We start from the raw sequence: 15908 nt of genomic DNA on the forward strand, positions 1-15908 counted from the left end.
TACCTTTGTAAGCAATTTTATCGAACGCATCCTGATCAACCATTAGTTTGAAATCGTCCATAGCATCGATTTTGTCTTCTGAAATGTTATGCTTTTTTGCCATTCCGATCGGGTCAAGTTTTACAAAGTCAGGTATCTCTGCCAATTTTGCTCCCGGTTCGGCGTACGTTGTCAAGCCCTTAGTGTTTGGGCTATACCAAAATCTGTAACCTTGTACTGCTTTTTCTTCCATATCGGATAGAGAAATTACATTTTTCGGATTGGCTTTTTCACGGAGTTCCAATTGATTTACATCCACTATAAATTCTGTTCCGAATACTTTATGTGTCGGAAGTCCCCTTTGTGTATCCGTGGGTATCTTATACAGATTGTCCTTTGGTTGGTTGACAATATATTCTTCTTTTGGTTGTAGCTGTTCAGCGACATTACGTTTTATATGCTCAATCACATTGGTATCTATCCACGGCAGGGTACGCGCTTCAAAGTGCATTTGTTTCACATCCTGATCAGTTAGGCTATTATCATGCTTTCTATTCCATCCCACTATATCCAATTCATACTGATTGGGAAACTGCACTATGATAATATCAGTAGGCAGTTCGGTCATTTTAGAAACATCGTCCTGTTGAAATTCGCGTTTTGTTGGATTATAGGGAATAACAAATGCCCGTCTGTCACGATCATAGTAGTCTTTTATTTCAGTAAAGTCTATGCCTTTGGATATAAAGTCGTCCTTTGGCCGTAGTTTGTTCATGCGTAAATCCACATAGAATGTATGACCTGCAATATCAATAGTAGGTAGTATGCCTTTATTCAAACGCAGATCAAGCAAACTGCCCGGTTCTATATTAGTATTTGGCAATCCATTTTCCATATTTTCTTATTTTAAAAGACAAAGGAAAGTCTATACAAACTCCCCAATGTCAAAATCACTCAAATCACTTTTCCGCAAAGTGGAAGAACTGTCTTCCGTTTCAGATGAAAGGGTGCTATCCAAAAGCTCGGCTATTCTTCGGGAAGCATCTTCCATAGAATTTTCCAATAGGCTGAATAATTCGGTTCCCTGTATTTTTTGAACTATGGCTATCGCTGTTTCCTTTTGGGCTGGTTCCAATTCTTCTTTTTGGAGCAACACCCCCACGGAGCTTAGTTCTTCAAAGGTAACCCCTTGGGCAAAACCGTCATCACCACCGGATATTCCGTACCTGTTCCATTCTTCTTCCTCTTCTTCCAAATCAGGTATCTTTCTGAAAACTTCGTCCAGCTCTTCCTGCGGAATTTGAATACCTACGTTTTCATTTTCGTCGTATTCAATGTCTAAATTAGCAGGGTTTATCTCCGGTTCCTGAATTTGGCGTTCAGTGGCAGTGTTTGGCACTGAAAGGCGTTCTACGGGTTTTGGTTGGCCCATAATATCGGGCAGGTTCGGATTGACTTTCTTCTGCGGAGGTTCTTGTTTCGACCTTTTATGAATGACAATCTTATCCTGCAATAGCAGTACAATGACAATCAGCAGGCATATCACAATTACTATTTCCATAGCTACAAAATGGGTTTAAAATGGTCGTTGAAATAATCGGTAATATCGTCCCCGTACTCTCTGAAATGATGTTCAAGAATGTTGTCAATGTAAGAGTAAAGCGTTGTTCTTTCCTCTCTTGTCAGTTGCACGATGCGGAGCAATCTTTCGTGGTATTCAGGGCGTATGTAAACTACCTTGCCGTTACGCCCCGATGGAAACCGATTGACCAAAAATGTTTCCTCGTAGTCCGCTTTCTTTGATGAACTGTTACGGGCTTTTTCCCTGGGCTTTGTTTCCTTTGGTACATCCTGCTTTTTGTTATTGCTCGGTGGAGCAACAGGCTCATCGCCGCTTATGACGTTCATAAGGTATTCCTCATCAACATTGGGCTTTTCAAAATCGTTGTTTTTGTTATCTGAAGCCATACTTTACTATTTTTATAGATGAGTGATTTTTAAAAATTCCTCGACAAACAAATCCATTTTAGTTGCTTTCATTAACTGTGGTTCGGCAGGCAGCAAACTTGACCGGAATACATAACTACCTGTATCGTCTGTTTCCTTTCGGAAACGCTTGCTATCCATTATCCTTGTTTCCATTATGGGCAGGTTGAGTTCCTTGATGACACTTTGATACACATCATACAAACCTGTTTTTTCCCTGCCGTCCACCTGGTTCCAAAACAGCCACATCTCTTGTTCGGGATTGCCCTCGTCCGTTTGGGGAAGTCCGAGAAAGGCTTTGGTAAAGCCCAATGTACTTTCCACTACCAAACGGTCGGCAGTAATGGGCGAAAAGATGAAGTCCATTTTTTTTAAAGTGGTCAAAACGCCTTTAGTATTGGCTGTTCCCGGCAGGTCGAAGAAGATCACATCTGGCACAACCGCCGACTGGCTTCTGTATTCCGATGCTTTCTCCAGAGCCGTTTCAGCTTTACATTTAATAATCGGGTACGCTTTTTTGTTGATTGCTTGAAACTGCTTCATTGCCGCTTTTTTATGGTAGTCGTTCTGCATTATGGTTCTCTTATCCCGTTCACGCATATTGGTCAGGCTGTGTTGCGGAAAGTCGCAGTCCATCACCAGCACATTAAAACCTAAACGGTAGTGAAGCACACTTGCCAGTAAAGTGGTCATTGTAGATTTTCCCACACCGCCTTTTTGGGTGGAGAAGCTGATTTTTAAAGTTTTCTTTGTTGTTTCCATTATTTAAAAATTTATTGTTACACACTTTATTTGTTTTGCAGGATTGAATATTGGTTTATCTGATTATTACCTCATTCCTATATTCCTGCATTCCCTTTTGGGTACTTTCCTGCATAGGTATCTGCTTTCATTTTTGCCTTGTAAGGCACATTCTTTAGCAAGTGGCAAAACTTGCAACAGGTAAATTGCTTTACCGCTTTTATGCTTTTACACTTTTATTGTTTTATGCTTTTAAAACCCTATGCTTTTATTCCAAACCGCTTGTTTGCAAACCTGATTTTCTTCTTTGTTTAGATACATTTTTTACTACCTGCACTAAAATTATACGGCAAATAAAGCGATTGATTTGCCCGCTGATTGCGGTGTGGCAGTGTTTGGCGTTCAAAGGCAGTGTTTGGCACTGCTATACAGTACAATGCTTTCGTAAACAGGGCTTTACTTTGTACAATGATTTTTATTAATGGATTTATGCAAAATTCTTTTGACAAATCGGAGGGCAACGGGAACGGCATCGAGCCGTTTTTCCCTGTTACATTTAATCCGTCCCGCAGGGCGGATTTTTGTGTTCTACAGAACACGGCAAGTTGTGTTTTGAGCATCTCGGAATGATTTCCGATGCTCAAAACAACTTGCCCTTTGCAGGGGGCAGAAAACACCTTCCGAAGTCAGGGTTTTGTATGGATTTTAAAATGGATTTGTGATGAAAGAGAACAGTTACAGAAAACAGAATAAGGGCGGGCGGACACCCAAAACAGACCCAAGCATCCATCGCCACGTTTTCCGTCTTACGGACGAAGAAAACGCCAAACTTTTATCGCTTTTTGAAGCATCGGGAATGCCCAATAAAGCAAAGTTTATCATTTCCCTGCTGTTCAGTAAGGAAATGAAGTCAGTTAAGATTGACAAAGGAACAGTTGATTTCTATATGCGGTTGACTTCGTTTCACAGTCAATTTCGCTCCGTAGGTGTGAACTATAATCAGGTTGTGAAGCTATTGTACAAGCATTTCTCCGAGAAAAAAGCTGCTGCATTCCTCTACAAACTGGAAAAACAAACGGCTGAAATGGCGATGCTATGCCAAAAAATCATTCAGCTAACCGAAGAATTTGAAGCGAAGCACCTAAAAAAATAGCGGTAGAAATGATAGCAAAAATCGGAAGAAGCGGAAATTTATACGGGGCATTAGCGTACAATCAGCTTAAAGTAGAGAATGAAAACGGGCAGATATTGTTCGCCAATAAGATGATTGAAACCGCAAGCGGTCATTATTCCGTAGCACAATTAAGCCAATCTTTTGCACCTTACCTGATAGCCAACCGCAATACCGAGAAACATACGTTGCACATTTCGCTCAATCCTGACCCGAATGACAAAGTAAGCGATGACAAGTTTCGGGAAATGGCAGAACAGTATATGCGGGAAATGGGTTACGGCGAACAGCCTTTTGTCGTATTCAAACACAAGGATATTGACCGCAGCCATATACACATTGTATCGGTTTGCGTGGACGAGCAGGGCAAAAAGATTTCGGACAAATTCGAGAAAATGCGGTCTATGAATATTTGCCGTGAACTGGAAAGAAAACACGGGTTGATACCTGCAACAGATAAAGAGCGTAACCAAACTGATAAGGTTTTCCGTCCGGTAGATTATCGGGCGGGCGATGTAAAGAGCCAAATCGCTTCAGTAGTTCGCCACCTGCCGAACTACTACCAGTACCAAACATTAGGGGAATACAACGCCCTGCTTTCCCTGTTTAATATTACCACCGAGAAAATAGAGGGAGAATTGCAGGGAAAGAGGCAACAGGGTTTATTATATATTCCGCTGAATGAAAAAGGAGAAAGAGCCGGGCATCCGTTCAAGGCTTCTCTATTCGGGAAGAGTGCAGGGCTTCCTGCTTTGGAACTGCATTTTGCGAAATGCAAAACCGCCTTGAAAGATAGCCCGACCAAACAGACCCTAAAATCTGCTGTTGCCATTGCCCTGAAAACCACAATCGATGAACAGGCATTTAAAAAGCAGTTAGCAGAACAGGGCATTAACGTAGTAGTGCGCCGGAATGATACAGGGCGTATTTATGGTATCACTTTTATTGACCATAATTCCAAAGCGGTTTGGAACGGTTCACGTTTAGCAACTGAACTTTCTGCCAACACTTTCAATGATTATTGGAACAATAACATCAAACCGGAGATAAAAGAACCTGCCGTTTTACAACCCAAACTATCCACTTTACAACCCAAACTATCCACATCAAATGATGCGGATCTTCCTGCGGAAGAACCACACCATTTGTTCGACTTCTTAACTACGAAAAAACACGAAGACGGTTTGATTGAGGCATTAGGAGGTTTATTACCCGAAGCCCAGGGCGAAGATTACGAAGAACAGGACTTTGCCAATAAGTTGAAGAAGAAGCGCAAACGCAAAAGAGGTCAGCAATAATATTTAGCCAAACACTGCCACACAACGCCACTGGCTGCCACTTTCTTATAGCCACTCCATAGAGCCTTTAAATTCACGCCCGAACATTAAAACTTAAAATAATGCAGGGAGAAGACGATTTAAGAGGGCTTGCCAAGATAATGGCTTTTATGCGGGCAGTCAGTATTCTTTTGGTGCTGATGCACCTTTATTGGTTCTGCTACGGTTTTTTTTTAGAACGTGGCTGGACATTGGAAATCATCAACAAGATATTAGGCAATTTCGACCGGACGGCGGGCTTGTTTTCACATACCCTATACACCAAAGCATTCGCTTTGGTTTTACTGGCTTTAAGCTGCTTAGGCACAAAGGGCGTAAAGAATGAGAAGATAACTTGGACTAAAATTTACGTGGCTTTGGGCTTTGGTTTTATACTGTTCTTCCTGAACACCCCATTGCTGAAGCTATCCCCGGCAACAGGCACATTCCTGTATATCCTTACTATCTCGTTAGGTTATATCGCTTTGCTGATGGCAGGCGTGTGGATGAGCCGTTTGCTCCGCACTAACCTTATGGACGATGTTTTCAACAATGAAAATGAGAGCTTTCAACAGGAAACCAAGCTGATGGAAAACGAGTATTCCGTCAACCTGCCCACCAAATTTTACTACAAAGGCAAATGGAACAACGGTTGGATAAACATTGTAAATCCTTTCAGGGCATCTATCGTGTTGGGTACTCCGGGTTCAGGTAAATCTTATGCCATCGTAAACAACTACATCAAGCAGCAGATAGAGAAAGGCTTTAGTATGTACATCTACGATTTCAAGTTCGACGACCTTTCCACCATTGCCTACAATCATTTACTGAAGCACAGGGATAAGTACAAGGTGCAGCCTAAATTCTATGTGATAAATTTCGACGACCCACGCAAGAGCCACCGTTGCAACCCACTCAATCCCGATTTTATGACGGACATATCGGATGCCTACGAAGCGGCATACACCATAATGCTCAATCTTAACAAAAGCTGGATTACCAAGCAAGGGGATTTTTTCGTGGAAAGCCCAATTATCCTTTTGGCTGCCATTATTTGGTATCTGAAAATTTACGAGGGTGGTAAGTATTGTACATTCCCACACGCTATTGAATTACTGAATAAAAAGTATTCGGATGTGTTCACTATTTTAACTTCCTATCCCGATTTGGAAAACTACTTATCGCCCTTTATGGATGCGTGGCAGGGCGGAGCGCAAGACCAGTTACAAGGTCAGATAGCATCGGCAAAAATTCCGTTGTCAAGAATGATAAGCCCGCAACTTTACTGGGTAATGACGGGCGATGATTTTACGCTTGACATCAACAACCCGAAAGAACCTAAAATTTTATGCGTAGGTAACAATCCTGACCGTCAAAATATTTATTCGGCTGCGTTGGGCTTGTACAATTCGAGGATTGTAAAACTAATTAATAAAAAAGGACAGTTAAAGAGTTCCGTTATCATAGATGAGTTGCCCACGATTTATTTTAGGGGATTGGATAACCTTATCGCAACGGCGAGAAGTAACAAGGTAGCGGTGTGTTTGGGTTTTCAGGACTTTTCGCAATTAACAAGGGATTACGGCGACAAAGAAAGCAAGGTAATACAGAATACCGTTGGTAATATATTCAGTGGTCAGGTGGTTGGAGAAACGGCAAAGAGCCTATCGGAACGCTTCGGGAAAGTATTACAGAAACGTCAGAGTATGACCATTAATCGTAACGATAAATCTACCTCTATTTCCACACAGTTAGACAGCCTTATTCCGGCATCCAAAATTTCAACGCTTACACAGGGTATGTTTGTCGGTTCTGTATCAGATAACTTTGATGAACGCATTGCGCAAAAGATATTTCACGCCGAAATTGTAGTAGATAATGAAAAGGTAGCAGCAGAAACCAAAGCCTATCAGCAAATACCGCAAATCCTTTCTTTTGTAAATGAACAGGGCAAGGATAAAATGAAGCAGGAAATTGAAAGCAATTACAAACAGATAAAATCAGACATCCTTAATATTGTTGTTAGTGAAATGGAGCGCATCAAAAATGACCCTGACTTACAACACTTGGTGCAGCAGGATTAGAGGCATTTGAGCCAGCAAGGGTAAGTATTCAATGGTTTTATTGAATAGATGACAAGATTTTTGTACCTTTGTGGAAACGAAAGAAAATATGCGATACTTCATTTATCTATTTGCCGCTCTGCTGCTATCCAGCACCGGGTTGTCAGCACAGCAAAAACAGGAGCCTTGGAAAGCCAGCCAACTGGTGGAGGCAAATACGCTTGCATCCCGAATAAACAACAACAAAGCAGCAAACCTCTTGATTTTATCCGTCGGACCCGATGCGATTATCAAAGGTTCCGTTGATATTGGTCCCACCGTTGAAGCGGAGAATATCAACAAACTGAAAAACTACCTGAAAAATGTTCCAAAGGATAAGGAGGTGGTAATCTATTGCGGCTGTTGTCCTTTTGACAAGTGTCCCAATATCAGACCTGCATTCGCCGTATTAAAAGATATGAGCTTTAAAAATGCAAAGTTGCTCAATTTGCCCAGAAATATCAAGGTGGATTGGCTTGATAAAGACTATCCTACAAACGACTAAAATGAAAAAAACATTTTGTGTATTATTGATAACACTTTTTGCAAGCCATCTTTCTGCTCAAAGTACGGCTTTGAAAATAGGACAGCCTGCACCCGAAATTTCGTTACCTACACCTGATGGAAAGACGATATTGCTTTCTTCCTTAAAAGGCAAATTGGTATTGGTGGATTTTTGGGCGACATGGTGTGCGCCCTGCGTGAAAGAGCAGCCGGAATTGAAAGACTTATATAGCAAGCATAGCAATCAGGTAAGGACTGGAAAATTTGAAATATTAGGTATCTCTTTAGACAAAAGCAAAGAGAATTGGCGAAAAGGCATCGAGCGTTTTAAAATGGAATGGATACAGGTAAGCGACCTGATGTTTTGGAAAAGTCCGGTAGCAAAAGATTATGCCATTGAGGGTTTGCCTTTTAATGTAGTGGTAGATGAACAAGGCAAAATTGCAGCCATCAATTTACATGGCAAGGAATTGGAAGATTTTATAGACAATTACCTAAGCCGGGCAAAATAACGCAATTTTGCAGAATGCTTATTCCTATCAATAACAATGATTGATAACGAAGATGAACAAACGAGAATTTAAAGACAAGGTATATACCGAACTGGCTAAAGTAGCCAAAGCTATGGCTAATCCGGTACGGTTGGAGATTATCGACCTTTTGGCTCAGGGACCGTTTTCGGTAGAGCAGATTGCCCACTATACGGGACAGTCGGTAGCCAATGCCTCACAGCATTTGCAAACGTTGAAAAATGCCAAACTGGTACAGGTAACACGCAACGGCAATTTTATTAATTACTCATTGGCAGGAGAAAACGTTTTTAATGCTTGGATAGGGTTAAGAGAGCTTGGTTTTGCCTATAATGCAGAAGTGGAGAAAGTGATACATGATTTCCGCAACGGGCATAACAGCGATATGAATGCCGTTGATGCGGAAACACTGGCAGAGATGATTGAGAACGATGAAGTCGTATTGCTGGACGTAAGACCGGAAGATGAATATAACAGGGGGCATATCCACAAAGCCATTTCAACCCCTATTGATAAGTTGGAAACTTACCTCAAAAAGCTATCCAAAAGAAAAATGCTCGTAGCCTATTGCCGGGGTCCGTTTTGTGTCTATGCAGACGAAGCCGTCGCTATGCTTAAAGATAAAGGCTATAACGCAGTACGATTAAACGAGGGTTTTCCTGAATGGGCATTATTGAATGGCTATCCTGTTGATAGCAAATTTTCATAGTCACCTATTATAAGACCATTCTCAAAAGGGTATCTCAATAAACTTGAGATACCCTTTTTCATTTTCCCCCTATTATCATGCGTTGAGGATTACACCTAATAAAAAAATGCAAAATAACTATTCAATAATTCTATTGAATAGTTATTTTTTGTGTAGATTTGCACATACATAAAATCAGATAAAAATGAGTACACAAGAAATTACAGTAGCCGAACTCCAAAAAATGATTGAGGACGGAAAAAAAGTAGCCATATTAGATGTAAGACCACAAGACCAAAGAGACGAATGGCAGATTGCGGGCAGCCATTACCGGGATGCCTATGAAGCCCTGAATAAAGGAGATAACAGCGTATTGGAAAATTTGGATATACCGTCAGATGTACCCATTGTTACTGTATGTGCAGCTGGCAGGACAAGTCAGATAGCAGCAAAGGCATTGGCTGAAAAAGGCTACAACGCATTATCGTTACAAGGTGGCATGAAAGCATGGAACTATGCTTGGAACACCGCAGAAATAAAAGGCAATGATGTAACGCTGATACAGGTAAGGCGTGTAGCCAAAGGCTGTATCTCCTACATCATTGGCTCCGGTAACGAAGCCCTTGTAGTGGATGCTTCCTTAGAACCAGGTGTTTATTTAGGACTTGCAGAAAAATACGGCTGGACGATAAAGTATGTAATGGATACTCATATCCATGCCGATTATATTTCCCGTACCATCGAACTGGCAAAGGCAACGGAAGCCATGCACCTTTTCACAGAAAATGCGGGCGTTGATTACGATTTCACGCCTATCAGCGACAGGGACGTTGTACCCTTTGGCTCTGCAAACCTGATGGCTGTTTTTACGCCGGGACATACACCTGAAAGTATTTCTTACCTGATAAATGATGACTACCTGCTGACAGGTGACACACTTTTTGTTAATGGTGTGGGCAGACCAGACTTAAAGGCAGACTATGAACAGGGAGTGCAGAAAGCCAGTCAACTGTTTATCTCTTTGGGCAAGATACTGACTTTAAGCAGTAACGACCTGCTGATATTACCAGCACATACGTCAAACACCATCCAGTTTGACGGTAGGGTTATCGGGGATAAGCTATCCAACCTATCCGTAAAAATTGAGTTGTTGCAACTGGAAAAAGAAGCATTCATAGAACAGACAATGAAACGTATTCCACCCACACCACCCAACTACGTCCAAATAGCCACACTTAATAAGAGCGGAAATTATGAGGGCATCAATCCTGCCGACTTGGAAGCGGGTGCTAACAGGTGCGCAATTTCATAAACAGGTTTCAATACATCAAAATTCAAATCAAGTGAGCAAGACAATTCTTATTATCATCAACGATGCACCCTACGGAACGGAAAAAGCCTATAACGCTTTGCGCATCGCCAACCAGTTGAATAAAAACCATTCCGAAATACAGGTAAACATTTTCCTGATGGCTGATGCCGTTAGCTGTGCCGTTGCAGGGCAGAAAACTCCTAACGGATATTACAACATAGAGCGTATGCTGAAATTATCCCTGACCAAAGGTGCTAAGGTAAAGCTATGCGGAAGCTGTGTGGATGCAAGAGCCATCACCAAAGAACAAATCATAGAGGGTACAGAAATGAGTTGTATGGACGAATTGGGCAACTGGATTGCAACGGCAGACCAAACCCTTACTTTTTAATAATCAGATTAACAAAATTTCATTCGTATGAAAACGATAACATCATTCATTGTAGCAGGGCTTATAGGCTACTCCATGACAGCTTTCGGGCAAACAGGGAAAGAACATCTTGAACATCCAATTAATAGCAAAAAGTCGGAACTGACCATAAAATCACTTAGCAAAGGTGTAAAAGAATATGTGCAGACAGAGCAAAAATCAAAAGGACATTTTATCGTACACGATAGCGTAACCCACAAAGATTTACAGCTTACACTGAAAAAGATACACGATGACCGCCTTGCATCATTGGGCGACAATGTGTATTTCGTTTGTGCCGATTTTCAGGGAAGCGATAACAATGTGTATGACGTGGACATCTTTATGAAATGGGATGGAAAAGTATTATCCGCTACCGATAGAAAAGTACATAAGGTAAACGGTAAAGAACGCTACACTTGGTACAATGAGGGCAACATTTGGAAAACCAAACCCGCAGGTAAAAAATCAGATGAGCATCCGAAATCAGAACACCCGAAATCAAACTAATACCTTATCAGGTCATATCATTATAAAGTGGAAAATATTAAACTTGGATTAAAAGAAAACTGGCAACAATTTACCCTTTTGGTTCTCGTCAACATGATGGTTGGCGGGATGGTTGGCTTGGAAAGAACAGTAGTGCCATTGGTAGGTACGGACGAATTTAAAATCGGTTCGGACATCGTTATATTTTCTTTCATCATTGCCTTTGGCGTGGTCAAAGCATTTACCAATCTTGTTTCCGGTGTATTGGCAGACAGATACACCCGAAAAAAAGTGCTGATACTCGGTTGGCTCATAGGGATGCCTGTCCCTTTCCTGTTGGGTTGGGGACCTACTTGGAATTGGATTATAATAGCCAATGTATTGCTTGGTATCAGTCAGGGTTTGGCGTGGTCTATGACCGTTAACATGAAAATAGATTTGGTTGGTCCAAAAAAGCGGGGCTTGGCAATGGGGCTAAACGAAGCTGCCGGATATGGTGCAGTCGGATTGACGGCATTACTCACAGGCTACCTTGCTTCAACGTATGGATTACGACCGGAGCCGTTCTACATCGGCATATTCTATACGATTGCAGGCTTGCTGTTATCCATTCTCGTTATCCGGGACACCCGTCCGTTTGCAAAATTGGAAACCAAACAGGTTGCAGTTACCGCATCGGGCGAAACAGCACACAAACCCAACCTCTTTTGGGTATTCAAAGAAACTTCATTTAAGAACAAGAACCTTTTTTCCGTTTCGCAGGCAGGGCTTATCAACAACCTCAATGACGGTATGTCTTGGGGCGTATTTCCATTGCTGTTTATAGCGGCAGGCGTTGGACTGGAGGGTGTAGGCTGGATTAAGGCGGTATATCCTGTGGTATGGGGTGTCGGGCAAATCGTAACAGGTCCCTTAGCTGACAGATGGGGCAGAAAACCATTGATTGTATGGGGAATGTTCGTACAGGTACTCGGTCATATCGTTATCGGCTTGGAAATGTTTGACCCGTTGACCGCAGGTTTGGTCGGTTCAGTCTTGTTGGGATTGGGTACAGCAATGGTTTATCCCGCATTGCTGGCTGCCGTAAGCGATGCCGCACACCCAAGCTGGCGGGCTTCGTCGTTGGGCGTGTACCGCTTTTGGCGAGATATGGGTTATGCCATCGGAGCGTTGATGGCAGGTGTTGTCGGCAACTTCTTCGGGCTGATGTGGGCTGTACACATCGCAGGTATCATTACGCTGTTATCAGGCATAGTGGTATGGGTAAGAATGAAAGAAACAATGAATAAAAATCTAACTAAGTAATCATCTAAAAATAAATATTTATGCAAGAAGAACACAAGAAAGCAGGGCTTTCAACACGTTGCGTACACAGCGGGGAATTAGCTAATGAACATGGTTCGCCTCACACGCCCATTTTCAATTCAACTACGTTTACGTTCAATACCACAAAAGATTTGCTGGACGTAGTGGACGGTCACAGACCCGGAAGTTTGTACACCCGTTACGGTCTCAATCCATCAATCATTTCACTGGAAACAAAGCTGGCAGCATTGGAAGATGCAGAAGCAGCATTGGTTTTCAGTTCAGGCATGGCGGCAGAAGCAGCCTTATTTCTTGCATTGGGAAGAAAAGGCGTTGTCTGCATTGGTGATGCCTACGGGGGGACGCTTGAATTACTGAACGTTCAGTTGCGCAGCCTGAATATTCCGGTGCATTTTCTATTGGGTTCTGAACTGGAGAAATTGGAAGAACTGTTGCAAACAGGCGTTGAAATGGTCTTTTTTGAAACGCCAACCAATCCTACCATCGAAATATTTGACATCAAAGCCATTGCGGACATTGCCCATATGCATGGCGCATTGGTCGCCATAGATAATACATTTGCTACACCTGTCAATCAAAAGCCCATCCAGTTAGGGGCTGATATAGTCGTCCACAGTGCAACCAAATACTTGGGCGGTCACAGTGATATTACGGCAGGCGTGGTCATGGGCAGCAAACAGCATATTGGCGAAATATGGGCGTGGAGGAAAAACCTCGGACAGATGCCTGCACCCGAAACGGCAGCCCTGTTGTCAAGAAGTATCAAATCACTGGTGCTGCGTGTAAAAAGGCAAAATGAAAGTGCCTTGCAAATTGCAACTGCACTCGAAAAGCACCCGAAAATCAAACGGGTATTATATCCGGGCTTGCCGTCTTTTGCAGGACACGAATTAGCCAGAAAACAAATGAGCGGTTTCGGTGGCATGATAACCATTGAGGTGGACGGAGATTACGAACAGACCGTTAAGGTGGCAGATAACCTGAATATTTTCCGCATTGCTCCGAGTTTGGGAAGTGCCGAAAGTTTATGTACACAACCTGTAACCACTACCCATCATGGACTTCCTGAAGAAGAATTGGAACGCAGGGGCATTACACCGTCAATGATACGCCTTTCCGTAGGTTTTGAGGATGCCGAAGACCTCATTGAAGATTTGGAACAGGCTTTAAAAAACATTTAGAATGAGGCAATGTATAATCCTGACAGGCTGTTTAGCGGTACTTTTCACAAGTACCGTTTATGCCCAAAGCAAAGGAGCGACAGATGGATTTCCGTTAAAAATAACAGGTTATTTTGGATTGGTTCACCCTGTTGCCACGTTGCAGAATAGTGATATCAAGATGAATTTTGATAATAGTTATAGTGTAGGCTTCGTTAGCGGTATCAGTTTTCAGAAAAATCCAAAATTTGGTTATTCCTTGGAGATTGTTTCTATGATAGAAGCTACCAGTCATTCAAGTACGGTTAAAAATATAGTGATACAGCCAGGGGTTTATTTTCCCTTAAAAGGAGGCTGGACTATAACCAATCGGTTTTCATTTGAAACAAATGGTCGCTATGGTATTACCCCGTCCGTAGGAAAGGTATTAGTAAAGGGCAATCATCCGGTATCGTTAACACTTCCTCTGCCGATGAGGATTGGTAATGAAAAAGACTTTTCGATAGGTACAGCGGTATTGTTTACCGTAGGAATTTAATAAATCAGAAAATTAAAGACATGACAGAACAGATGCAATGCCTTATCGTTGGTTCACGTCAGCCAAAATCCGGCTATGTGAAAGACCGTTTTATCTATAGTAGCAAAAAAACCAATAGTTAAACATAATAGATTTTAAAACCATGACCATATACCTTGACTACAATGCCACCACACCCATAGATAAGCTGGTATTTGAAGCAATGCAGCCTTTCTTAACAAATAGTTTTGGAAATCCATCCAACACGTATGATTTGGGTTTAAAAGCAAGAAATGCCGTTGATACAGGTAGAAAGCAAGTTGCTCAACTTATCCATGCCGATGAAAATGAGGTTTTTTTTACAGGCTGCGGAAGTGAGGCGAACAATACCGTACTGAAAGGAGTTGCCGCTACTTTTGAAAACAAAGGCAAGCATATTATCAGCAGTGCTATCGAGCATCCCTCTATTCAGGAACCGTTGAAGTTCCTGAAAAAGATAGGATTTGACATAACACTTGTTTCCGTAAACGAGCAGGGAGCCGTAAACGCCAAAGAAATAGAGAACGCCATACGGGAAGATACCATTTTGGTCTCTGTGATGCATTCCAACAACGAGGTCGGAACCTTGCAGCCCATCAAAGAAATCGGTGCAATTTGCAGGCAACGGAACGTGCTTTTTCATTCCGATGCTTCACAATCCATCGGCAAAGTGAAAATAGATGTAGAGGATTTACAGGTGGATTTTCTGACCATTGCCGGGCATAAATTATATGCCCCCAAAGGCATAGGAGCATTGTATATCCGCAAAGACATTTTCATCGAACCCCTTATACATGGAGCATCACAGGAAAGTAACCAACGGGCTGGAACCGAGAATGTGCCGTATGTCACAGGTTTGGGAAAAGCCGCAGAACTGGCATCAGGTTTTTTACAGCATAACACACTCTTTTCACTTAAAAGCTATTTCTACCAGCAGCTTACAAATGCCTTTGGCGACAAAATCGCCCTGAATGGCGATTTTCATAACAGCCTGCCCAATACCCTCAACATAAGTTTTATCGGAAAAAGCGGCGCAGAAATACTAAGCCGCACACCTGAATTGTGTGCATCCACTGGCTCTGCCTGCCATTCGGGGAGTAAAACCGTTTCGCCTGTACTCAAAGCAATGGGAACCGATGAAGATGTGGCATACGGAGCAATCAGGTTCAGCATCGGGCAGTACACGACCCAAGATGAATTGGACAGGGCAGTTAAATGTTTAAAAAGATTGATTGAATAACTTTTATGAATGATACTATTGCAAGCAAACCAAAATGGAATAAGGTAATCCTGCTTTCATCTTCACAGGTACTTTTTCAGACAGCCTCTATATTGGTAATGACCTTATTGGAGATTGTAAAGCAAAAAAATACCCTTACGGCTTTAATATCATCTGCTGTCGGGTACTCCGTTATGATTATGATAATGACGGCAACGAAGTTAGCGATGTGCCATTGCGGGCATTCGTCCGATGATGCGGCCACTGTCATTCAGTGCCATGTATTGGGCATGTTTGTACCCTCATTCTTTACAGAAACGCTGATAGAGAAATTCGGGGTACGCAAAGTTATATTGACAGGCATAATCATTCTTTGCCTGCACGTATCGCTTTCCTTGACAGGAACTGACTTTTTCAATT

General features: G+C 42.2%; 17 protein-coding genes and 1 pseudogene. 13 read left to right on the forward strand and 5 right to left on the reverse strand.

Annotated features, from left to right (window positions below; all coding sequences use genetic code 11):
- The 5 genes and pseudogenes from BCY91_RS06110 to BCY91_RS17490 form a co-directional block, all read right to left on the reverse strand.
- Positions 1 to 874: pseudogene (locus tag BCY91_RS06110) on the reverse strand (hypothetical protein); the annotation flags it as partial.
- A 30-nt stretch (positions 875 to 904) separates the two neighbouring features.
- A complete protein-coding gene (locus BCY91_RS06115) occupies positions 905 to 1540 on the reverse strand; it encodes a conjugal transfer protein TraD (protein WP_078704228.1) in 636 nt (211 codons plus the stop codon).
- A 2-nt stretch (positions 1541 to 1542) separates the two neighbouring features.
- Positions 1543 to 1947 (reverse strand): DUF3408 domain-containing protein, encoded by a 405-nt coding sequence (locus BCY91_RS06120; protein ID WP_078704227.1) that lies wholly within the window; start codon positions 1945 to 1947, stop codon positions 1543 to 1545.
- 12 nt (positions 1948 to 1959) lie between these two features.
- Positions 1960 to 2727, reverse strand: a complete 768-nt coding sequence (locus BCY91_RS06125; RefSeq protein WP_120180741.1) for a ParA family protein — start codon at positions 2725 to 2727, stop codon at positions 1960 to 1962.
- Positions 2728 to 3017: 290 nt separating this feature from the next.
- Positions 3018 to 3326, reverse strand: coding sequence for a hypothetical protein (locus BCY91_RS17490; protein ID WP_131829027.1), 309 nt, complete (start codon positions 3324 to 3326; stop codon positions 3018 to 3020).
- A gap of 101 nt (positions 3327 to 3427) precedes the next feature.
- Here BCY91_RS17490 and mobA point away from each other — a divergent pair, with 101 nt between their 5' ends.
- The 13 genes from mobA (at position 3428) to BCY91_RS06195 (ending at position 15509) form a co-directional block, all read left to right on the forward strand.
- Positions 3428 to 3859: a conjugal transfer protein MobA gene (gene mobA, locus BCY91_RS06135; RefSeq protein WP_115404021.1), complete on the forward strand. Its 432-nt coding sequence runs from the start codon at positions 3428 to 3430 to the stop codon at positions 3857 to 3859.
- Between the two features lie 8 nt (positions 3860 to 3867).
- Positions 3868 to 5175 (forward strand): conjugal transfer protein MobB, encoded by a 1308-nt coding sequence (gene mobB / locus BCY91_RS06140; RefSeq protein ID WP_120181106.1) that lies wholly within the window; start codon positions 3868 to 3870, stop codon positions 5173 to 5175.
- A gap of 101 nt (positions 5176 to 5276) precedes the next feature.
- Positions 5277 to 7277, forward strand: coding sequence for a conjugal transfer protein MobC (gene mobC, locus BCY91_RS06145; RefSeq protein WP_120181107.1), 2001 nt, complete (start codon positions 5277 to 5279; stop codon positions 7275 to 7277).
- Between the two features lie 70 nt (positions 7278 to 7347).
- Positions 7348 to 7800 carry a rhodanese-like domain-containing protein gene (locus BCY91_RS06150; protein WP_220699436.1) on the forward strand — a complete coding sequence of 151 codons (453 nt, stop codon included), beginning with the start codon at positions 7348 to 7350 and terminating at the stop codon, positions 7798 to 7800.
- 1 nt (position 7801) lies between these two features.
- Positions 7802 to 8311, forward strand: a complete 510-nt coding sequence (locus BCY91_RS06155) for a TlpA family protein disulfide reductase (protein WP_120181109.1) — start codon at positions 7802 to 7804, stop codon at positions 8309 to 8311.
- A 52-nt stretch (positions 8312 to 8363) separates the two neighbouring features.
- Positions 8364 to 9038: an ArsR/SmtB family transcription factor gene (locus BCY91_RS06160; protein WP_120181110.1), complete on the forward strand. Its 675-nt coding sequence runs from the start codon at positions 8364 to 8366 to the stop codon at positions 9036 to 9038.
- A gap of 184 nt (positions 9039 to 9222) precedes the next feature.
- A complete protein-coding gene (locus tag BCY91_RS06165) occupies positions 9223 to 10329 on the forward strand; it encodes an MBL fold metallo-hydrolase (protein ID WP_120181111.1) in 1107 nt (368 codons plus the stop codon).
- A 31-nt stretch (positions 10330 to 10360) separates the two neighbouring features.
- Positions 10361 to 10720 (forward strand): DsrE/DsrF/TusD sulfur relay family protein, encoded by a 360-nt coding sequence (locus BCY91_RS06170; RefSeq protein WP_220699437.1) that lies wholly within the window; start codon positions 10361 to 10363, stop codon positions 10718 to 10720.
- A 27-nt stretch (positions 10721 to 10747) separates the two neighbouring features.
- Positions 10748 to 11248, forward strand: a complete 501-nt coding sequence (locus BCY91_RS06175; RefSeq protein WP_120181113.1) for a hypothetical protein — start codon at positions 10748 to 10750, stop codon at positions 11246 to 11248.
- Positions 11249 to 11365: 117 nt separating this feature from the next.
- Complete coding sequence (locus BCY91_RS06180; RefSeq protein WP_220699438.1) at positions 11366 to 12532, forward strand: MFS transporter; 1167 nt, start codon at positions 11366 to 11368, stop codon at positions 12530 to 12532.
- A gap of 20 nt (positions 12533 to 12552) precedes the next feature.
- A complete protein-coding gene (locus tag BCY91_RS06185; RefSeq protein ID WP_120181115.1) occupies positions 12553 to 13734 on the forward strand; it encodes a trans-sulfuration enzyme family protein in 1182 nt (393 codons plus the stop codon).
- Position 13735: 1 nt separating this feature from the next.
- Positions 13736 to 14251: a hypothetical protein gene (locus BCY91_RS06190; RefSeq protein ID WP_120181116.1), complete on the forward strand. Its 516-nt coding sequence runs from the start codon at positions 13736 to 13738 to the stop codon at positions 14249 to 14251.
- 142 nt (positions 14252 to 14393) lie between these two features.
- The gene (locus BCY91_RS06195; RefSeq protein ID WP_120181117.1) at positions 14394 to 15509 is read left to right on the forward strand and encodes a cysteine desulfurase family protein; all 1116 of its coding nucleotides are present in this window, start codon (positions 14394 to 14396) and stop codon (positions 15507 to 15509) included.
- Positions 15510 to 15908 lie beyond the last annotated feature (399 nt).

The organism is Pelobium manganitolerans, assembly GCF_003609575.1.
Lineage (GTDB): Bacteria > Bacteroidota > Bacteroidia > Sphingobacteriales > Sphingobacteriaceae > Pseudopedobacter > Pseudopedobacter manganitolerans.